This window comes from Parachlamydia acanthamoebae (assembly GCF_000875975.1).
Taxonomy (GTDB): Bacteria; Chlamydiota; Chlamydiia; order Chlamydiales; family Parachlamydiaceae; genus Parachlamydia; species Parachlamydia acanthamoebae.
The window spans coordinates 14,046-35,137 of the sequence record NZ_BAWW01000002.1; the positions used below are offsets into that span (position 1 = coordinate 14,046).

A 21,092-nucleotide genomic window follows, 5' to 3' on the forward strand; every position below is an offset into this window, starting at 1 on the left:
AAATTTTACTTTTGATTTTGGAGAGCCGAGCTCTCCTTGCCCGTATTTTTAAGCATGCCCGTTTCTAAAAAACAAATCAGCCTTTATTTTCATATCCCCTTCTGCTCGCAAAAATGTGACTATTGTCATTTTTATGTTTTGCCTGATAAAGATCCCTTTAAACAACAGTTAATGGAAGGTCTCGAGCTTGAATGGAAAAAAATTCTTCCATTACTTTCTGGGTGTGAAGTCATCTCGATTTATTTTGGGGGTGGCACTCCTTCATTGCTAGGCATAGAATCCATTGCGAAGATTCTATCTTGGATTGAAAAGGAGGGAGTTTTGCATTCATATGCTGAAATCTCTTTAGAAGCAAATCCTGAAAATGTGAATACCCCCTTGATGAAAGGGTATGCAAACGCCGGAATTAATCGCGTTAGTTTAGGTATTCAAACTTTTGATCCAGCCTTATTAAAGATTTTACATCGCACACATACTTCCGAAAGAGCTTACCAAGCTGTAGAAGAAATTGCAACGGCAGGTATTCGGAATATTTCAGTTGATTTGATGTATGACATTCCTTGTCAAACCTTTGATCAATGGGTTCATACACTGCAACAAGTCGTCAAACTCCCCATCACACACCTTTCTTTTTATAATTTGACCATAGAGCCTCATACAAAGTTTTATAAACAACAAGAGCAGCTTAAAAAGGTGGTTCCAGACCCCGAAACTAGCTTTACGATGTTGACATATGGGATTGAACAGCTTGAATTACACGGTTTGAAGCGGTATGAAATATCCGCTTTTGCTCGCGATGCCTGTTACTCACGGCATAATGTAGGTTATTGGACGGCTCGTCCCTTTTTGGGATTGGGACCTTCCGCATTTAGCTATTGGGAAGAAGAGCGTTTTCGAAATATAGCGCATCTAGGAAGGTATGTCGAAAAATTGCGAAAGGATGAGTCTCCTGTTGATTTTCGCGAAAAACTTGGGTATGAAGAGCATCTGCGAGAGTTGTTGGCTGTTGAATTACGTTTGATGAAGGGTGTGAACCTAGAAGAATTTCACAACCGACATGGAGCTTTAACACACTCCATGCATGAAACAGTTCGGGCTTTAATCCAATCTGAATTTCTTCTAGAAGATAACCATGTGTTAATCCTTTCTGAAAAGGGTAAGAACTTTTATGACACAGTCGCAGCAGAAATTGTGGGATGTGAAGATTAATAGAGAGGTTTTGGTTGGCTTAGAGGGGTCTCTTCTTGAGCACCAAGAAGTCTGTGTTTTGCAAAGTGATAGGCTTTTCTAATTAACTCTAAGGCGTAATTGTTAAACCTATCCATTTCCTCCTGTGAGAGATTTAACTTTTTTATTTCTTTATTCAGCTTCAGGCACTGATTCGCATATGCGTTCAAATCTACATGTGCAGCAATCCCTTTTTTTATGAGAATCAAATTAAGCTTTCTTAAAATTTCAGGCGAAATTAAAACCTTAGGTTTGTTCCTTTTAGCCCCACATGTTTTTTCCCATAGGCCTATAATATCTGCAGAATTTGCAAATAAAAATTCTCCATGTAAACCGCTTTGAAAGTGCATGTTCAATCCTTTGTAAGGTTTTTGTCTCGAAGTACACTAAGGTGATGGCTTTATAAATTCAAGGCTTTTTGTATGGATATTCAGGTTCGGTAGTGCGGTTAGTGATCGACGGAGCTTTTTCTTAGACACGCCATGTAGGAAAGTTATCGGGAATTTCAAAGGTAAGGAAGTGCTAAAAAATAGGCGTGAACTTAGGAGGATTCCAAGCCGGCATGGAGCTTTAACCCACTCCATGCTTGGACTATACAAAATTTAATCTGAATTTCTGCTAGAAGAATGCTTTCTGAAAAGCAAGAACTTTTGACATTGTCGTTGCAGAAATCGTTGGAAGTGATGATTAGTAAGTTGGCCGGTTAAAAGGTGTATAGGTGGCATTTGGATTGCCATGAGTAGCTTTTCTTGCAAAATGAAAGGCCATTTTACTTAAATCGCTTTTGTATTTGTGAATTTTTTTACAGCTTTCTTCATCAAGATTTAATTCTTTAATTCTTTCTCGAAGCTTAAACTTTTGCTTATCTTCTGTTTCAGGGTCTACTTGCACGGCAAATCCTAATTTGGCAATGATTAGATTAAGTTTACTTAAAGTATTCTTATCTATCTTTATCGTGTCTCCACAGGTGCTTTCCCAAAGTTTTGTTATTTCTGAAGAATTTGAACTTAAAAACTGGGTATATAGATTCATATTATTTTCCTTTTGTGAATTATTGATGATCAATAACTCTAAAACAACCTATTTTTTAAGAAAAGCCTTTTTAATAGTTCTAAAATGGGTATTCAGGTAATGCTTCGTTATCAGATATCCACAAAGCCTTATGTGCTGGGACTCCAATCCGTTGAGCAGGTAGATTATCAGGATCGTAAGGTGCAGTTAACACATGTTTTAGCATCTCTTTTTTGCCTTTTCCTAAAACATAAATGACAATTGCTGAAGCTGCGTTGATGCATTCGAAAGTGAATGTCATACGCCAGGTGTTTTTTTGAGGGACGAAATTTGCCACCACTAAACGTTCAGGGGCATGCAAAGCATGTGTTTTAGGAAATAAAGAGGCTGTATGTCCATCTTCACCCATTCCTAACATGACTAAATCCAGAGCATGGTTGGGTACATATTTTAGAATTAAATTTTCATAGGCTAATGCGTTTTGCTCGATATGATCTTCCGCATGCATGCGAAAAATGTGCTCTACTTTTAAAGGGAGAACTTTAAATCCTGATTCCATGGCCATGTGATAGTTACTTTCAGGATTAGATGGGGGAACCGAACGCTCATCACTCCAAAAAAGTCTAACGTTTTCCCATTTAACTCTAGGCCGATTTTCAGGTTTAGCTAGGCGTTTAAATAAAGCACCGGGAGTGGATCCTCCCGATAAGGCAACATTAAAAAAGCCTTTGGTTTGAATCGCGTGTTCTGCAAGCGTGATAAAATGCTCTGTGCAAAAATCTAAGGTTTGTTCGTGATTGCCTGGAATGATCAAATCCCTTCGTTCATCAAATCCCAAAATCTCTTTTTCCCAAAAAAATTCAACCATTATTTCCTCTTAGTCTTTTGGATAAGTATTCCAGCGTGTTTTTGAAAGCATTAAGAGCATATTGTGATAATGCTCATTTGCCGAGTGATAGAAAACTTCCTTAATAAAGTTAAATCCACGTTGTAAGTTAGGGAGCGAGATAGTAAAAGGAAGCTCACATTTTTCTGGGGTGGCCATATGAACATAAACTTGAGAAAGATCTTTTTTCTTAGCAATCTCGATAGAGCAACCCTCTTTTGTGTAAATTTCGATAGAAAGGATATCTCCCGGTGAAGAATCGTCGTGTTCTTCAGGGATCAACTTCACCTCAATCGGATGTTTTTGATAGGAATATTTCAGATGTCGATTTTGGATATCACAGTCCGCAGATTCAATACTCCATCCAAGCTGAGCAGCTAGCCAGGCTTGTAAATACAAGGCGTTAATTTCGTTATGTAAAAGGAACTCTGTTTTTTTGCTATTATAAGAGATGTATAGGACCGCACCTTTATTAAGAATATCGATTTTATCAGGTGTGTCAAATGTTTGAGAGAGGACACAGCGCCATCCTCGCAAGGTTGCCCAATTAAAATCTGTTACCTCTATTTTTAAACGGTCAATTTGCGTAAGAACTTTTTTGCTAAAGTTTTGCAAATCTTCAGTCCATTCAGAATCGAAAATAAGTTTGTTCGCAAATTCTAGAATGTATGGAAGGATTTTGGTTTCTGTCGCAGGATTTTCTCCCCAAAGCAGATAAATCGGTAAATCGGGAACAAACAAAGGTAAAATAATAAAAGGAATTCGATGAATCTGGTTGATTCCAGCTTCTAGGATAATTTGATCGCATCCGATGAGTGTGTTGCCATCTTGTAAAATCACATTTGAGACTTTTACATTAATAGGGGCATCTTTTTCTTGCTGGTTTCCTTGGATGAAAATGACGCGACAAGGATATTTTTCAATAAAAGAGTGGACGATCTCATCGAAAAATGGAATGCGTCGAGCATCTTGTGTGTAGATGACAAGATTAAACAAACAAGCTTTAATTTTATTTTTTTCACCCTGCGATTCCCACAAATTTGCCAATTCGGTTTCAATTGAGGCGACTGGAACATGATCGAGTATGTGCATGAAAAGACCTTTTTGCTAAATCAAACGCCATTTTCTTCCCTCTCTTTCAATGAGAAGGTCTGCTTCGTGGGGACCCCACATTCCTGATTCATAATTAGGGAAATTGTCAACATCGTGTGCTTGCCATTGCTCGAGAATCGGTGTGAAAAGTCTCCAAGAAGCGAGTACTTCATCAGCTCGTGCAAATAATGTGTTGTCTCCCGCCATGCAATCGCAAATTAAACGTTCATAAGCTTCAGGAGGAGTTGAACCAAAGTAGGACCAATACCGGAAATCCATTTTAACAGGTTGAAGCTGATTATTAAGGCCTGGAACTTTGCAGTTCATTTTAAGCGAAATCCCTTCATCAGGCTGAATGCGAATGACTAGGACGTTTTGATCGATTTCCTTTCCTTGGCCCTTAAATAAAAATCCAGGGGCTCGATTAAAGGTGATTGCAATTTCTGTGGCCCTTTTTGGGAGTCTTTTCCCTGCTCTCAAGTAAAAAGGAACACCAGCCCAACGCCAGTTATCGATAAACAATTCCATGCCTACATAGGTTTCTACTTTGGAAGTGGGCGAAACGTTGTTTTCTTTTCGGTATTCCGGAACTTCTTGGCCATTAATGTAGCCTTTGCCATATTGTCCGCGCACGATATATTGATTGTAGTTATCCATGGGGAAAGGACGAATCGATTCGAGGACCTTCACTTTTTCACTGCGGATGGCATCTGCTTTAAGACTTGTGGGGGGTTCCATTGCGACAAGAGAGAGCAATTGCATCATATGATTTTGAATAATGTCTCGCAACATTCCAGCTTCTTCAAAGAAATGCCCGCGCGTACCAATCCCAATTTCTTCAGCCACAGTGATTTGCACATGATCAATATGACGATTATTCCAAAGCGCTTCAAAAATGGGATTTGAAAAGCGAAATACGAGTAAATTTTGAACAGTTTCTTTGCCAAGATAGTGATCAATGCGGTAGATCTGATTTTCGGATAGGTTTTTGGTAAGCTCTTGTTGGAGAACAAGCGCAGAATTAAGGTCGTGTCCAAACGGTTTTTCAATGATGATGCGCGACCACATTCCGGAAGGATGATTTTCTTCATAAATGAGTTGATGTTGACGCAACTTTTCAACAATCATTGGGAAAAAGCTGGGTTGCGTGGAAAGATAAAAAACCCGGTTTCCTTTAGTTCCAAATTGGGTATCAAGGGTTTTTAAGAATTCTCTTAATTGATCATAACCAGCATCGTCATCAAACTCGGATTGGTGATAAAAAATTTGCTCACTGAAACTATTCCATATGTTCTCGTCAACTGGTTTGACACGCGAATATTTATTAACAGCCTCATGCATTTCATCGCGGAATTGAGCATGTGTTTTTTCTCTACGGGCAAATCCAACGCAGGCGAAATGGGAGGGAAGCTGGTTTTCACGTTCCAAATTATAGAGAGCGGGTAATAATTTTCGCGCCGTTAGATCTCCTGTAGCTCCAAAAATTACCAAAATGCAGGGATCTGCTGTTTTTGTTGAACGGGTGGATTCTTCTAGTGGATTCTTAAATGGCGTTTGCGAAGAAGTATTCATCTTGATTTCACTTGTTTAAAAGTCTATCCTATATCATATCTATTTCGGCAGATTACACGATTCGGATTTCCAAGAGAACAGGATTTTATGGATAATTTAGTGATTCGCTCAGAAGATGCCGCAGCTATTAATCGCATAAGATCAATGGAGGGGATGCGAGAGCATATTCTGGGCCTTTTAACTGAGCGAGAAATGGCGGCAGAGGCATTTTTAAAAAATTTGGCTGAGCGCGATCATGTTGTTGTTGCAAAGCCGCAAGCCGAACCAGCTCAAGTCGTGGGAATGGGGTGGATTGCACGTGAATAAAAATCACATATGGTGCAGACCTCTATATTGGCTTCAACCGTAGATTCACGCTATCACTCGCAAGAATTGGCGTAAAATCCTGGAGCTATTGCTTGATTTAGCAGATAATTGGTTAAAGTTGGTTCGAGTTGAATTGGATGTTTTTAGCGACAATCAAAAAGCGATTAGTTTATACCAGTCTTGTGGCTTTGAGATCGAAGGCAAAAAAAGTATGCTGCAATTCAAAATGGGAAGCATTGCGATTTGTTGCTTATGGCGCGTTATCACTTCTTTAACGTGCTGCAATACATTGGACTTCGATGAGTAGTTTAGGCATCGCTAAACCCGAAATCCCAATTGTTGCGCTTGTGTAAGCAGATGTGGGCATGATTTTTTTACGCATAGTCCAAAATCCGGATCCATTTTTTTGAATATCAACGATATAGCAAGTCATGGATAGAATTTGATCCAAACTAGACCCGCCTGCTTTTAGAGCATATTCTATATTCTTAAATGCAATTTCTGTTTGAGTTTCGATATCATCAGCAATTACATGGCCATCTTTATCGATCCCGGCTTGCCCCGTAATGAAGAGAAGATTATTAAAAGCAATACACTGTTCAAAACCATATTGTGAATATGAGAACAAATGCGGGACTTGAATGACTTCTTTAAGCATTGTGACCATCCTTGTTAATGTGTATGTGCTTGAATTCTCACTCATCTTGCACGGATAAGTTGAAAAAAGTGTTTTAAAGGTTCTCGGATTTCGTTTTCAACATATTTTAATGAAACATTTTGCTTTCCATTCACTCAGATTCAGCTTGGGGAAAACTTGCCGGACTAGGCAAAACTATCATAAATTATCCGTTCGCTTAGAGACTCTTTTGATAATCTTGAAAATTTAATTTCAGAATCCATGCCTAAATGAGCATATATTGTGCAAAAGGAAAGATTGGGATTCCATGGACCAATCGTGGATCAAATAGGGTCGACAAAACAATTTAAGTCACCTCAAAAGGCGATAGATTATTAAGAAAAGATGAGTTATTCTGCTCTCGTGTCAGCTGCTGTGAGATGACTTGACATTGCCCAGAGGAGCCGCATTCGTAATGTGAAGGTCGTCGGTTCGACTCCGGCTTTGGGCAATTCTTATACACCTGTCTGAGAGTGATTTGGCTTGTATTAAAAACTTTAATTAAGCTAAATTCACTGCTCGCGGTGCAATGACGGTGCAGTAAAATAATAACTTGGCACAGCCAGCCGCTTAAACCAAAACTAACAAGAGGTTTAAGATGGCATCCATCTATCAACGTACAAATAAAGACGGCACCAAAGTTTGGCGAGCTGTCATCAGAATTAAAAATTATCCCACAGTTTCGGATCATTTCGATCGTAAAAAAGCAGCTGAAGATTGGGCGAAGGAAACTGAGACCGAGATCAAGAAAGGCAAGTACAACTTTGCCAAAAATAAAGAAAAAACTGTAGCTGAGCTCATTGATCTTTATATTCAAGATGGTGTCGTTGGTCATCATAAAGCTGCTGATGATACAATTTTTCAACTAAACTATTTTAAAGAAAAAATTGGAAATACGCTCTTACTTATATTACTCCCGAACTTCTTATTGCTGAGAGAAAGAAGTTAAGTGAACCTAATAAACGTGGAAAGACACTCAATCCAGCTACCATAAACCGATACTTTTCAACTCTCAGCGGTGCGTTTCGTTATGCTTGCAAAAACATGCGCTGGATAGACGAAAATCCTTGCCTCAATCTTTTGAAATTGAAGACCAATCCCAAAATTCGAAGAACTCTTCATGAAGATGAAGAAATACGCCTTTTGATGGCCTGTCGAAAAAGTAAAAGTCCTTATTTGTACTGCATAGTGTTAATTGCCTTAACAACAGGCGCGCGGAAAAGCGAAATTCTCAATCTTACGTGGGATGATATTGAGTTTGATATCCATATTGCACACATAAAAGACTCAAAGAATGGACATCCAAGACGTGTGGGATTGGTTGGATGTGTAATCGATGAACTAGAAAAAATAAAAAGTCGTCGTGATCCAAGAAAAAACCTGGTTTTTGCAAGCAAAACAGCCTTCGGTCAGGTCGATATAAAAAAGTCTTGGAATGCAGCTCTTCAATCAGCCGAAATTGGGAACTTTGTTTTTCACGGCTTACGCCATCATTACTGTTCTATGGGAGCCAAAGCTGGTGCAAGTGGATTACAGCTACGTTCTCAATTAGGACATTCTTCAGCAAGTATGACCGATCACTACACTCATCTTGATGCCAACGCCACTCGCTTCATTGGGGAACATATTGAGCAAAGACTTTTCAAAGGAGAAGCATATGCGAACAAATGACCCTGTGTTTGAAGAAGTAAAAAACTACTTTTCTTTTGCTCTTCGAGGCGCATTTGCAGGTTTAGATGGTATGACTTTATCAAAAATATATTTCATGTTTTTGTCGGGAATAGAATTAATTTCGCAAAGTGGACGCTGCTGCAAAATATTACCTATCGGACTGGAATATTGTTATGCAATGCATACCTTTTTTGGTCGTCCCGCACCTCCTTGGGAAGATCCTTATGTTAAAATTCGATTTACGGGTGAACATGTAAAAGAGTTACTGGTAGCAGCCAAAACCAAAATATCTGCGTGGATGGCAGCAAAGGAGCTTGCAGCAAGATTGCAACAACAAAAGGATCCGATTCCAATTGAACTTCAATCGTTTCTTATCGAGATGGACGAAAAGACCATGCCGAAAAGGCAACGAGGGAGACATTCTCATGAAAAACTATTTCGTGATTTCCATATTGTAATACTCTTAAATTCTGTGTATGACACGCATTTGCCTATCACTAGAAATCCCGATCTGATGTATGGAAAAGAGAATTCTCGCTGCGATGCGATGAAGCTTGCTCTTGAATCGGTAGGGATCTCTCTTTCTTATGAAGCTATCAGGAGTATTTGGTACAAAAGAGAAAAACACAGGAGCATTTTTCAAGAATTTCCATCCCCACTTAAACTACTGTTAGATAAAGACTTATCTGTGTTGAACAAATAGCTTATTTGTTCAACACAAGTCAAAAAACCATCTCATTTTAGCATATAGACATTTACCCAATTCAACCAGCACTGGGAGGTGTCTATGAATGATCATGAGTACTTAAGTATTCAGCAAATCTCTGAAGATTCTCGCTATCCATTTTCTTTAGGGCAACTAAGGCATTATTTAATGCTGCGGCATCGCAATGGGCTTGAAAATGCCATTCGAAAAATCGGCAAACGTCTTTATTTAAGGCGCGACCTATTCGAACGATGGATTGAAAGCCAAGTGAGGAAATAATCATGAAGTACTTAAGGGAACAGCATCGACCAATCAATACATCGAGACTAAAAGAATTAATAGATCCAATCGATTTTTATAATTACGAAGGACATGACCTCGAGACTAGAAAAAAAGGTGAATGGAAATCAGGAGGGCTTTGTCCCTTTCATAATGATCAAAAAGCAGGGAGCTTCTTCATTTGCTCCTTAAATGGAGCTTTCAAGTGCTTTTCGTTTGGTGCCAGTGGCGGAGATGTCATTGCTTATACGCAAAAAAAATATGAAATAACCTTTTTGGAAGCTTGTCAAAGACTTTGCAAAGAATGGGGGCGCTTATGAATGAGCCTCCCAAAATAGTGGAAAAGAAAAATCTGGTCTATTACTGGTTTTACAAAAATGAGCAAGGAAATGATATTTCATTGGTTGCGAGATATCAAGACCCTGATAAACCAACAAAGAAATGGTTCCGCCAATATTCTTTTAAAAATCAAGAATGGGAAGAAGGAGCGACAACTCCTTCTCCCCTATACGGCATTAACACGCTTTCGACCAACCATTCTGTAACAAGAGCTTATATTTTAGAAGGAGAAAAATGTGCATCCGCTGCACACACTCTTGATTTAGTCGCTATTACCTCAATGATGGGGTCTAGCAACGTTGAAAAAGCAGATTGGTCCATCCTTGCAAGATATCGCCATATTCAGGAATTTGTGCTTGTTCCGGACAACGATGATCCTGGACATAGGTACATGTCGGCTGTTTTCAAAGAAATTCAAAAGGCATGTCCTGATTCAAAAGTAGTTGTCTGTAAGTTTCAGAATATGAAAAAGGGTGAGGACCTTGTCGATTGGTTAAAGCTACATCTTTCTTGTCCTCAAGATTGGAACGGCTTCAACACAATCCAAAAGCCAAATTCTACTGAATTACAAAAGGCATTTTTAGAGTATTCAACTTCAAATCTCATTGAGGCAGATGTATTTTTTTCTAATGAAATGGAATATCCCATTTTCGAGTCAGACCCTCAGCCTCTCGAAGAAATATCCTTTCAAACCTTGCCCTGCCCCCTGCATACGCTAGCAGATCCGATTGTTCACTGGACGCAAGGTGTTTCGATGCAAATGCAAATTTCAGAAGACTATGCTATCACGCCTTTTTTAGTTAGTGTTGGAAGCTTAATCGGCCGAAAACGTGGATTAGAATTAAGACCGGGTAGTCGCTGGATAGAATTTGCAAACCTCTGGGGAATGTGTGTTGGACGTCCAGCGATGATGAAAAGTCCAGCTATGAATGCTGCATTTCATTTTTTAGTTGTTCTTGCCAATAGAGCCAAAGCTCATTTTGAACAAATCATAAAGAAGTATCAAAAGGAGTGTGAAATCTGCCAAATTAAAAAAAAAGTCAGAGAAGATGAGTACAAAAGGGAATTAAAAGAAGCTATCAAAAACCATAAAGATCAAGCCAATATCCACTTTCATGAAGAAGATCCTCCACAGGAACCCAAAAGAAAAAGGTATAAAACTCAAGATGCAACTATAGAAAAGTTGACTGAGCTTCTTATCGACAATCCTCAAGGTCTTCTTTTGTACCGTGATGAGCTTGCCGGATGGTTTCATAGTTTTGAAAAACACGGACACGAAAATGACCGAGAGTTTTACTTAGAAAGTTGGAGTGGTAAAGGTGATTATGACGTGGATCGGATCGGCAGGGGGTCGTTGTTTGTACCCGCGCTTTGCTTGTCTATATTTGGAAGCATACAGCCCGGACCTTTATCCAAATATATTCGTGATACTGTTCGAGGTGGATCAGGCGATAATGGACTTATTCAAAGATTCCAGGCGATTGTTTGTCCTGAACCTAATACCACTTGGGAACTAGTTGAGGGAATCTCTATTTCTGAATTGGAAGAGCCTGTTCAGAAAATTTTCGATCATTTAGATCGATTAGAATTCGATCAGGATAAAAATCCAGTCATTTTATCATTCACCTCTGAAGCTCAGGCACACTTTGATCAATGGCAACAAACTTTTGAAAACAAAATTCGATCAGGCAAGCTTCCTCCCTACTTGGAAGCCCATTTATCTAAATACAAAAAGCTTCTCCCTAGTCTCTGTCTGATTATTGAGCATCTCAACCAAGCTCTTTTGAGTCTTTATCCTCAATCCATTTCAATTAAGTCTCTAAGGACTGCTTTATTATGGTTGGACTATTTTGAAAGCCATGCATGTCGCATTTATAATAGCAGTGCAAATGCGGTTCTAAAAGCAGCTCAAGATCTTGTTCGTAGAGTAAGAAATGAAGAAATCCCAAATCCATTTACTGCTAGAGATGTATATCATGGCAAACATTGGACTGGATTGACCGACCCAGAAGAAGTTAGAGAAGTTATTGAATTATTGATCGAAAAAGACTGTCTTCGTGCAACACCAATAAAAACCGGAGGAAGATCCACCGTCAAATATTGGCTTCACGAAAAATTTTTTGACGAGAAGGAGGGTGCAAAAGGTTCATAAGCCCCCTTTTGGACCTTTTGAACCTTGGTGTTTACAGGGTTTTCTATTATTTCACATTCAACTTAAAGGAGGTTGACGAAAGATGACGAATAATGACGTTTTATCGCCAAAGCAAAGAACGGCACTACCCATTTTTTGCAACCAGCTTAATATTGAAAAAGCTTGTACTGAAGCTGGGATTAGCAAACAAACATTCTATCAATGGATGAAGAATCCACAGTTCAAAAGAGAGCTTTGGAAAATGCGGCGTGCAATTGGGACGCAATCGATTGAGCAATTGAAAATTGAATCCAAAAGAGCTGCTGACACTCTTACCGAGCTTTTAGATTCTCAAAACCCTCCGGCTGTCAGGCGAGCAGCTGCGAATGATATTTTAAATTATGTCTTAAAGTTTCGAGAAAATGAATCTTTATTATTTGAACCCTATGAGGAAGATTAGGTGAGTAAAAAACTATTTTTAAAATTAAAGAAGCAATATCCAGCCTTCTCCGATGAATCTTTAGAGAAAATCTACCTATTTAAAAAATTATATACAGAGCGTATTACAGCTTCTGAGTCCGTACGCCTTTCCTATCTAGTAGAAATGATCACAAAAGTTCAATATCTGGATTATCTAAAAATTGAGCGCGACGTCGCTGAAATATAGGCTGACGATTTAACAAATCTTCTCTTGCTTGTGATATAGCACGTGCTATATGATATGTCATTTAATCACCAATCTATTTTAGAGAGCTTAGGTATGAACAACCAAGAACCCGATGATTATTCCAAGCGCATCAAATCTATCCGCCAACAACTAGGACTTAGCCAAGAGGAGTTAGCTCACAAATTGGGTGTCAGTTTTACAAGCGTAAACCGATGGGAAAATGGACAAACGAAACCCTCAAAATTAGCAAAAAAGCAGATAGACCTTTTGTGTAAGAAAACAGAAAAATTAAAAGACCTTGTAGGTGCTGAAAATGGCAATTAAGAAATCCGAACTCTATAGCTCTTTATGGAAAAGCTGCGATCAATTGCGCGGTGGCATGGATGCATCCCAATATAAAGACTATGTCCTAGTCTTGCTGTTCGTCAAATATGTCTCTGACAGATATGCAGGACAAAAAGACGCTCTTATTGAGGTTCCCCCAGGCGGTAGCTTTGCTGATATGATTGCACTCCAAGGCGATAAAGAAATTGGAGACAAACTAAACAAAATTATCGGTAAACTTGCTGAAGTAAATGAACTAAAAGGAGTTATTGACGTAGCAGACTTTAATGATGCTGATAAACTTGGTAAAGGAAAGGAGATGGTCGATCGTCTTTCCGAACTTATCGCTACTTTCAACAAGCCTGACTTAGACTTTCGCAATAATAGAGCTGATGGAGACGACATTTTAGGTGATGCATATGAATATCTCATGCGTCACTTTGCAACTGAATCCGGCAAAAGCAAAGGGCAATTCTATACTCCAGCTGAAGTATCACGCATAATGGCAAAAGTCATTGGAATCAATGCGGCAAAAAGTGCTGATCAAACGATTTATGACCCTACTTGCGGATCTGGGTCTCTTCTTCTTAAGGCACATGATGAAGCTCGATCAAATACAGGCTTAGATCTTGCCCTATATGGTCAAGAAAACGACAATGCGACTGCCGCTCTTGCCAAAATGAACATGATTTTACACCACTGTCCTACGGCAGAAATCTGGAAAGATAACGTTCTATCAAGCCCCTATTTCAAGCAACCAAATGGCGCATTAAAGACATTCGATTTTGTAGTTTCTAATCCCCCTTTCTCCACTAAGGCGTGGAGTCATGGTTTCGACCCTTACAACGATACTTACAATCGTTTTAACTATGGTATTCCACCGACTAAAAACGGTGACTATGCCTTTTTGCTCCATGTTCTAGCGTCATTAAAGAGCACGGGTAAGGGAGCGATCATTCTTCCCCACGGTGTTCTATTTCGTGGAAATGCTGAAGCCGCAATTCGAGAGCAATTGATTAAGCGAGGGTTTGTGAAAGGAATCATTGGACTCCCTGCTAACCTATTTTATGGAACTGGCATTCCCGCTTGTATCATCATTCTCGACAAGGAACATGCTGACACACGCGACGGCATTTTTATGATCGATGCAAGCAAGGGATTCATAAAAGACGACAACAAAAACCGACTACGCGATCAGGATATTCATAAAATTGTAGATACGTTTAACAATCAGCTAGACATCACCAAATATTCGCGACTTGTCCCTTTTCTCGAAATCGAAGCAAATGGTTACAACCTCAATATTCCTCGTTATATTGACAGCACGGAACCGGAGGATTTACAGGACATAGAAGGGCATTTAAAAGGAGGAATTCCTGATCGTGACATCAATAGCCTAGAGCAATACTGGAAAGTGTTCCCAAGTTTGCGAGAAGTTCTTTTCTCACCTGCCAACCGATCTGGCTACAATCAGCTCAAAATTACACTCGAAGATATTAACTCAATAATTTTTGGGCATGAGGAATTTGTTAATTTTAGCAGGAGTGTTACTGCTTTATTCCTCCAATGGAAGGAGCACAACATTCTCCGATTGAGAAATATCGCCAATAGTGACCATCCGAAAATCCTGATCAAAAAACTTTCTGAGAGCCTGCTCGAAGTTTTCCAAAAGGCAAGTTTATTAGACCCCTACGACGTCTATCAACATTTGATGACCAATTGGGCTGAAACGATGCAAGACGACGTTTACATGATTGTAAGCGATGGATGGCGCGGCGCCAATAAGCTTAGATTGATTGTTGAAGATAAGGATAAGAAAAATAAGGAAAAAGCAGACCTGGTCATTGGCAAGCAAAAATACAAGGCTGATTTTATTCCTCCCTCTCTTGTAATTGCCCGCTATTTCTTTGAAGAGCAAAGACACCTTGAGCAACTCGAAATGGATTGTAATACCATTGTCCAGCAAATGGAAGAATTGGATGAGGAACAGGGTGGAGAAGAAGGGCTTCTAATAGACGCTAAGAACGAAAAAGATAAGGTGACAAAGGTAAGCCTCAAAGCTCGACTTGCCATGATCAAACGAGACCCCGATGCCGAGGATGAGCGCAATGTTCTCTCTAACTATCTTGATTTAATTGAAAAAGAGACCGTTGCAAAGAAGAAATTGAGTAATGCTCAAGATGAACTTATGATTAGAGTTGCCGCTCAATACGGAAAACTTACCGAAGATGAAATAAAAACTCTGGTGATTGAGGATAAGTGGTTAACAGCATTGTCCAATGATATTCAGACTGAAATGAATCGTGTCTCACAGTTTTTATCCGGCAGAATTAATGAATTAGCTGAACGTTATGCAACCCCTCTTCCTACTATTGAGCAAGAGGTAGAAAGCTATAAGCTTAAAGTCGAGAACCATTTGAGAAGGATGGGATTTGATTGGGAAGCTGTGGCATCCAAGTCGGAAGGAGTTGTTTCATGAGTTATTCAATTCCAAGTCTACCGCTGAATATTGAATTAGAAACAAAGCCCATTCTAAAAAAGCTAATGAAAGCACATCAGGCACTCGCAGAATTGAAGGGTGTAAGTGGAGTGATTCCTAACCAAAGCATTTTGATTAGCACGTTATCCTTACAAGAGGCAAAAGACAGCTCGGCTATTGAAAATATAATCACGACCCATGATGAGCTGTATAAGAGCGATGCAACTACGAAACAATTTGCGAATTTTGCAGCTAAGGAAGTGTATAGTTATGCGGCTGCGCTTCAAAATGGATATCAACAGGTTAAAAAAACTGGGCTTCTCGTTAATAATCACATCCTAGAAATTCAGCAGGCTCTTGTAGAGAATAGTGCAGGCTTTCGCAAAATTCCCGGAACGATGTTAAAAAATGATCAGACCGGTGAAGTCGTCTATACCCCGCCTCAAGATGAAAGCCAAATTCGCACCTTAATGAATAATTTAGAACAATTCATGAACGACGATAATCTCAACGATGCTGACCCTCTCATCAAAATGGCGATCATTCACCACCAATTCGAAAGCATTCACCCGTTCTATGATGGCAATGGCCGCACAGGTCGTATCATCAATATTCTCTATTTAGTAAAGCAAGGGCTGCTAGATACCCCCGTTCTCTATCTTTCGCGCTACATCAATCAAAATAAGAATGAATATTATCGATTGCTTCAAGCGGTACGCGATACTGGTTCTTGGGAACCTTGGATCTTATACATGTTAGAAGGAGTAGAGCTAACTTCCCGGCAAACAGTAAGCCTTATCCTCGGAATGAGAGACTTAATGCTACATCAAAAGCATAAGCTTCGAAGTGAACTGCCCAAGATTTACAGTCAGGATCTATTAAATAATCTTTTTAGACACCCTTACACTAAGATCGATTTCGTCATGCAAGAACTGCAAATCCATAGGAACACGGCAGTTAAATACCTAGAGGAATTAGTTAGGATCGAATTGCTGACCAAACATAAGCTTGGTAAAGAGAATTTTTATCTCAATTCGGCTTTATTCGATCTGTTAGCCAATGCCGGCCGAACTCCCGTGGAAGGTAGGCAAATATGACCGCTTTAAGCCCTAAAGGTATATATTTAAAATCGTCATGCACACGAAACTCCTATTTCTTGTGCATGTCTTGCGTTTCATGCACACGTTTTGCTCGTTTTTTGTGTATGCCTGATTCATCATGCATAAGAAATCAGGTTTTTCCGTGCGCATCATTCAAATTATTAATATTTAAGAGTTTAGGTGAACTATGACGTTAACTCTTGAAAATCCAGAAGCATCCCCCATCAATGAAATGGCCGTTGTTGGTTACAAAATATCTGAATTAGGAATGATTCCGGAAGATTGGAATATTATTCAGTTTTCAGATCTCTTAGAATTTCGAAATGGAGTTAACGCAGATAAAACAGCCTATGGGAAAGGCATTCCTTTTATTAATGTTTTAGAAGTAATTACTCATTCACATCTCTCGGTTGCAAAAGTTCCTGGTAGAATCACACTACCAGTCAGCGTTGCTAGCATGTATGGCATTCGATATGGAGATATCCTCTTCAACCGCACATCTGAAACTCAAGAAGAATTAGGTCTTGCTTCCACTTACATATCAAAGTCAAATGAGAAAATCGTGTTTGGAGGTTTCGTCATTCGAGGCAGACCCATAGGTAACCTACTAGATGCTAAATATTCAGGTTATGCATTTCGATCTTCACTAATTCGTTCACAAATTATTTCTAGAGGTCAAGGAGCTATTCGAGCAAATATAGGTCAGTATGATCTATCGCAAATTTTTATTATAATTCCTCCTCTAAAGGAACAACAAGCTATCGCAGCTGCACTTAACGATATCGATTCATTGATCAACAGTCTCGACCAACTCATTGCTAAGAAACGAAATATCAAGCTAGGCGCCATGCAACAATTGTTTACTGGCAAGCAACGCCTTCCCGGATTTAGCGGTGAATGGAATGCAATACAATTGGGGTTTTTCGGGCAATGTTTAAGAGGGGTAAGTTATAAAGGTGAAACTGATTTATCTCCAACAGACAATGATCATACTATTAGACTATTTAGATCTAACAATATTCAAAATTCTAAAATTATTAAAAACAACCTTCAGTACGTGGCTTCCGTCAAAGTCTCTGACCATCAAGTGATGCGCAATAATGATATTCTCATTTGCATGGCGAATGGAAGTAAAGAACTTGTTGGCAAAGCGGGGCTTCTAACCATTAAAGATGCATATCGATACACGTTTGGTGCTTTTATGGGGTGTTTTCGTACAAATATAGAAAAAGCAGATCCGAGATTCGTGTTCTATTTACTTCAATCGAATCACTATCGAAATAACATATCAAATCTTTTAGCGGGCTCAAGCATCAATAACTTAAAACCAAGTGATATTGAATCAATCATTTTTTTTACTCCTTATCTTCATGAACAGACTGCTATTGCTAATATTCTCTCAGATATGGACAACGAACTTTCCCTCCTTGAACAGCGACTTGATAAAGCCAGAAATCTCAAGCACGGAATGATGCAAGAGCTGCTTACAGGAAGGATTCGTTTAAAATGAAGAACGTTGGACACAATGAGGAAATCACTCAGCAACGAGTGATCAAGCTATTCTGTAATGAGCTAGGATATCGTTATCTTGGCAATTGGATCGATCGTCCAGATAACAGAAATATTGATGAAGATCTGCTTCTAAAATACCTGCAAAAGCAAGGATATGAAGACGTCTTGATAAGGCGCGCAATCCACCTGATCAGCAAAGCGGCAGATGATAAGAGCAAGAGTTCTTACGACAGGAATAAAGACGTTTATGAGTTGCTGCGTTATGGTGTAAATGTACGTCTTGAAGTAGGTGAAAATACTCAAACGATCCATATAATTGACTGGAACAATTCTGAAAACAATGACTTTGCAATAGCCGAAGAAGTCACCGTCAAAGGGATTGATTCAAAGTCGCATACAAAACGCCCTGATGTTGTCATATATGTGAACGGTATTGCATTAGGTGTCATTGAGCTTAAACGCTCTACCGTATCTGTCTCCGAAGGAATTCGTCAAAATCTAGATAATCAAAAATCGATCTTTATTCAGCACTTCTTTTCAACAATTCAAGTCGTTATGGCAGGCAATGATACTGAGGGGCTTCGCTATGGGACTATTGAAACCCCCGAAAAATATTACCTGACATGGAAAGAAGAGAGTTCAATTTCGAACCCGCTCGATCGCCACATCTCTCAAATATGCAATAAAACCAGATTTTTAGAGCTTATTCACAACTACATTGTCTTTGATGCAGGCATAAAAAAGCTATGCCGCCCGAATCAATATTTTGGTATCCGTGCAGCCCAGGAATATTTAAAGAGACGAGAAGGCGGTATCATCTGGCACACGCAGGGTTCTGGTAAAAGTTTAACGATGGTTTGGCTAGCCAAATGGATTCGTGAGAATATAACTGACGCAAGAGTTCTCATTATCACTGACCGCAAAGAATTAGATGAGCAAATCGAAAAGACCTTTATAGGGGTTAATGAAAAAACGATCTATCGAACCAAGAGTGGTGCCGATTTACTTTCAACTTTAAATCAGACAACTCCTTGGCTCATTTGCTCGCTTATTCACAAATTCGGCGGTAAGGACGAAGAGGAAAACGGAACTGATATTAAAAAATTCATCGAAGAAATGAAGAGGGCAATCCCATCAAACTTTCTAGCAAAAGGCAATCTTTTTGTGTTTGTTGATGAATGTCATCGCACACAATCAGGGGACTTGCATAAGGCTATGAAAGCGTTTTTACCAAACGCTCTGTTTCTTGGTTTTACAGGAACGCCGTTACTCAAGGCGGATAAGCAACGAAGTATCGAGATTTTCGGACCCTACATTCATACCTATAAATTTAACGAAGCAGTGGAGGATGGTGTTGTCCTAGATTTGCGTTATGAGGCCCGTGACATTGACCAGAAAATTACTTCGCAAGAAAGAATTGATCTCTGGTTTACCTCGAAAACTAAAAATCTAACGGATCTTGCCAAAGCGCAACTTAAAAAGCGATGGGGAACTCTTCGAAAAGTGCTTTCTAGTCAGTCCAGGCTTGAGAAGATCGTTGCCGATATACTTCTGGATATGGAAACACGGGATCGCTTAATGAGTGGACGCGGCAATGCCATGCTCGTTTGTGACAGCATTTTTTCAGCCTGCAAATTTTATGAACTCTTTGACAAAACTGATTTGGCTGGCAAGTGTGCTATTGTCACTTCTTATAAACCCTCTCCAGCAGATATTAAGGGGGAAGAATCGGGCGAAGGCATGACCGAAAAACTACGTCAATATGAAATCTATAACAAGATGTTGGCAGATCAAGATCCTGATGCTTTTGAAAAGGCAGTTAAGAAGAAGTTTGTTGATGAGCCGGGTCAAATGAAGCTCTTAATCGTTGTAGATAAGCTTCTAACAGGCTTTGATGCTCCTTCAGCAACTTATCTCTATATCGATAAGCAAATGCATGACCATGGCCTATTTCAGGCGATTTGTCGGGTTAACCGTTTGGACGGTGATGATAAGGAGTATGGCTATATCATCGACTACAAAGATCTCTTCAAACACTTAGAAAAATCTGTGACTGACTATACCGCTGAGGCGTTGGCAGGTTATGACAAAGCTGATGTGGCAGGATTATTACAGGATAGATTAAGTACAGCAAAAGAACATTTAGAACAGGCAAGAGAATCTATTAAAAGTCTTTGTGAGTCCGTAGAGCCGCCGAAAGATACGACTGCGTATTTACATTACTTTTGCGCCAAGGAGTCGGGAAATTCCGTACAGCTTAAGGAAAACGAACCGAAGCGACTTGCTCTATACAAACTGACCGCTGCTTTCATTCGTGCATTTGCAAATATGGCTAATGAATTAGAGGAAGCCGGCTATAGCTTGGCAGAGATCAATTTACTCAAGAGTGAGGTCGATCACTATGAAAAAGTTCGCACCGAAGTAAAGCTGGCCAGTGGCGATTATATCGATCTTAAGATGTATGAGCCAGCTATGCGGCATCTCATCGACACTTACATTCGCGCAGAAGAGAGTGAAAAAATCTCAGCGTTCGATGATTTATCCTTGATACAACTTATTGTTGAACGCGGTCCTGACGCTGTACAATCCCTTCCCAAGAGTATGCAGAAGAAAGAAGCGGTTGCGGAAACGATTGAGAACAATGTTAGAAAACTGATCATCGACGAACATCCAATCAATCCCAAATATTATGAAAAAATGTCTGAACTGCTAAGCGCGCTCATAGAGCAGCGCCGGCAGCAAGCAATCGATTATGAAAGCTATTTGGCTAAGGTTATTGAATTAACCAAACAGGTAAAGAATCCAGCAAGCAACTCAAATTATCCATCCTCAGTAAATACAGCTGGCAAACGAGCCCTATACGATAACTTGAATGAAAATGAAGAAAGCGCTCTGGCTGTTCATGAAGCGGTAATCAAAAATCGACAAGATGATTGGCGCAATAACCGCATCAAGAGAATCAAAGTCCAGAATGCTATCAAAAGTGCTATGAATAAGCGGCATGGCTTTATGGTACGCGAAGAATCTGGCACCTATATGGGTGAATCGATAGATCCTCATGATGCATTAACATCTAAAATTCTTGATATCGTTCAAAATCAACCGGAGTACTAA

The 21,092-nt window shown here is 39.5% G+C and carries 22 protein-coding genes and 1 tRNA gene; 17 read left to right on the forward strand and 6 right to left on the reverse strand.

Annotation, left to right across the window (positions count from 1 at the left end):
• The first annotated feature begins 36 nt into the window (after window positions 1-36).
• Window positions 37-1,209, forward strand: a complete 1,173-nt coding sequence (hemW, locus tag AOM43_RS00275; RefSeq protein ID WP_226987333.1) for a radical SAM family heme chaperone HemW — start codon at window positions 37-39, stop codon at window positions 1,207-1,209.
• Here the strand turns inward: hemW and AOM43_RS00280 are convergent.
• The 5 genes from AOM43_RS00280 to zwf form a co-directional block, all read right to left on the reverse strand.
• Window positions 1,206-1,577 (reverse strand): hypothetical protein, encoded by a 372-nt coding sequence (locus tag AOM43_RS00280; RefSeq protein WP_059358598.1) that lies wholly within the window; start codon window positions 1,575-1,577, stop codon window positions 1,206-1,208. The genes hemW and AOM43_RS00280 overlap by 4 nt on opposite strands.
• A 337-nt stretch (window positions 1,578-1,914) precedes the next feature.
• Window positions 1,915-2,259, reverse strand: coding sequence for a chorismate mutase family protein (locus AOM43_RS00285; RefSeq protein ID WP_059358600.1), 345 nt, complete (start codon window positions 2,257-2,259; stop codon window positions 1,915-1,917).
• Window positions 2,260-2,338: 79 nt separating this feature from the next.
• A complete protein-coding gene (gene pgl / locus AOM43_RS00290; RefSeq protein ID WP_059358602.1) occupies window positions 2,339-3,106 on the reverse strand; it encodes a 6-phosphogluconolactonase in 768 nt (255 codons plus the stop codon).
• A 9-nt stretch (window positions 3,107-3,115) separates the two neighbouring features.
• Complete coding sequence (locus AOM43_RS00295) at window positions 3,116-4,216, reverse strand: glucose-6-phosphate dehydrogenase assembly protein OpcA (RefSeq protein WP_059358604.1); 1,101 nt, start codon at window positions 4,214-4,216, stop codon at window positions 3,116-3,118.
• 15 nt (window positions 4,217-4,231) lie between these two features.
• Window positions 4,232-5,788 (reverse strand): glucose-6-phosphate dehydrogenase, encoded by a 1,557-nt coding sequence (zwf, locus tag AOM43_RS00300; RefSeq protein ID WP_006339785.1) that lies wholly within the window; start codon window positions 5,786-5,788, stop codon window positions 4,232-4,234.
• Between the two features lie 87 nt (window positions 5,789-5,875).
• Between zwf and AOM43_RS00305 the strand changes: the two genes are divergently transcribed.
• Entirely contained in the window at window positions 5,876-6,094 is a 219-nt protein-coding gene (locus AOM43_RS00305) for a hypothetical protein (RefSeq protein WP_013925080.1), read from the forward strand.
• Between the two features lie 79 nt (window positions 6,095-6,173).
• A complete protein-coding gene (locus AOM43_RS14050) occupies window positions 6,174-6,401 on the forward strand; it encodes a GNAT family N-acetyltransferase (RefSeq protein ID WP_439709371.1) in 228 nt (75 codons plus the stop codon).
• On the opposite strand, the gene AOM43_RS00310 is transcribed toward AOM43_RS14050, so the two are convergent.
• On the reverse strand, window positions 6,366-6,752 hold the full coding sequence (locus tag AOM43_RS00310; protein WP_013925078.1) for a RidA family protein: 387 nt from the start codon (window positions 6,750-6,752) through the stop codon (window positions 6,366-6,368). The genes AOM43_RS14050 and AOM43_RS00310 overlap by 36 nt on opposite strands.
• Window positions 6,753-7,163: 411 nt before the next feature.
• Between AOM43_RS00310 and AOM43_RS13225 the strand changes: the two genes are divergently transcribed.
• The 14 genes from AOM43_RS13225 to AOM43_RS00375 all read left to right on the forward strand — a co-directional run bounded on the left by AOM43_RS13225 (window position 7,164) and on the right by AOM43_RS00375 (window position 21,092).
• Window positions 7,164-7,221 (forward strand) — tRNA-OTHER (locus AOM43_RS13225).
• Window positions 7,222-7,368: 147 nt separating this feature from the next.
• Window positions 7,369-7,719, forward strand: a complete 351-nt coding sequence (locus AOM43_RS00315; protein WP_059358606.1) for a hypothetical protein — start codon at window positions 7,369-7,371, stop codon at window positions 7,717-7,719.
• Window positions 7,720-7,814: 95 nt separating this feature from the next.
• Window positions 7,815-8,441, forward strand: a complete 627-nt coding sequence (locus AOM43_RS00320) for a site-specific integrase (protein ID WP_059358608.1) — start codon at window positions 7,815-7,817, stop codon at window positions 8,439-8,441.
• The gene (locus AOM43_RS00325; protein WP_059358609.1) at window positions 8,428-9,144 is read left to right on the forward strand and encodes a hypothetical protein; all 717 of its coding nucleotides are present in this window, start codon (window positions 8,428-8,430) and stop codon (window positions 9,142-9,144) included. The genes AOM43_RS00320 and AOM43_RS00325 overlap by 14 nt, the downstream gene beginning before the upstream one ends.
• 84 nt (window positions 9,145-9,228) lie before the next feature.
• Window positions 9,229-9,426: a hypothetical protein gene (locus AOM43_RS00330; protein WP_059358611.1), complete on the forward strand. Its 198-nt coding sequence runs from the start codon at window positions 9,229-9,231 to the stop codon at window positions 9,424-9,426.
• 2 nt (window positions 9,427-9,428) lie between these two features.
• The gene (locus AOM43_RS00335) at window positions 9,429-9,746 is read left to right on the forward strand and encodes a CHC2 zinc finger domain-containing protein (RefSeq protein WP_059358612.1); all 318 of its coding nucleotides are present in this window, start codon (window positions 9,429-9,431) and stop codon (window positions 9,744-9,746) included.
• Window positions 9,743-11,917, forward strand: coding sequence for a DUF3987 domain-containing protein (locus AOM43_RS00340; protein WP_059358614.1), 2,175 nt, complete (start codon window positions 9,743-9,745; stop codon window positions 11,915-11,917). The genes AOM43_RS00335 and AOM43_RS00340 overlap by 4 nt, the downstream gene beginning before the upstream one ends.
• Window positions 11,918-11,999: 82 nt before the next feature.
• Window positions 12,000-12,356 (forward strand): hypothetical protein, encoded by a 357-nt coding sequence (locus AOM43_RS00345; protein WP_059358616.1) that lies wholly within the window; start codon window positions 12,000-12,002, stop codon window positions 12,354-12,356.
• Complete coding sequence (locus AOM43_RS00350) at window positions 12,357-12,563, forward strand: hypothetical protein (protein ID WP_059358618.1); 207 nt, start codon at window positions 12,357-12,359, stop codon at window positions 12,561-12,563.
• Window positions 12,564-12,656: 93 nt separating this feature from the next.
• On the forward strand, window positions 12,657-12,887 hold the full coding sequence (locus AOM43_RS00355) for a helix-turn-helix domain-containing protein (RefSeq protein ID WP_059358620.1): 231 nt from the start codon (window positions 12,657-12,659) through the stop codon (window positions 12,885-12,887).
• A complete protein-coding gene (locus AOM43_RS00360) occupies window positions 12,877-15,366 on the forward strand; it encodes a type I restriction-modification system subunit M (RefSeq protein ID WP_059358621.1) in 2,490 nt (829 codons plus the stop codon). Before AOM43_RS00355 ends, AOM43_RS00360 begins: the two co-directional genes overlap by 11 nt.
• Window positions 15,363-16,463, forward strand: a complete 1,101-nt coding sequence (locus AOM43_RS00365) for a Fic family protein (protein ID WP_059358622.1) — start codon at window positions 15,363-15,365, stop codon at window positions 16,461-16,463. The genes AOM43_RS00360 and AOM43_RS00365 overlap by 4 nt, the downstream gene beginning before the upstream one ends.
• 190 nt (window positions 16,464-16,653) lie before the next feature.
• Window positions 16,654-17,976 carry a restriction endonuclease subunit S gene (locus AOM43_RS00370; RefSeq protein WP_059358623.1) on the forward strand — a complete coding sequence of 441 codons (1,323 nt, stop codon included), beginning with the start codon at window positions 16,654-16,656 and terminating at the stop codon, window positions 17,974-17,976.
• A complete protein-coding gene (locus AOM43_RS00375) occupies window positions 17,973-21,092 on the forward strand; it encodes a type I restriction endonuclease subunit R (protein WP_059358624.1) in 3,120 nt (1,039 codons plus the stop codon). The genes AOM43_RS00370 and AOM43_RS00375 overlap by 4 nt, the downstream gene beginning before the upstream one ends.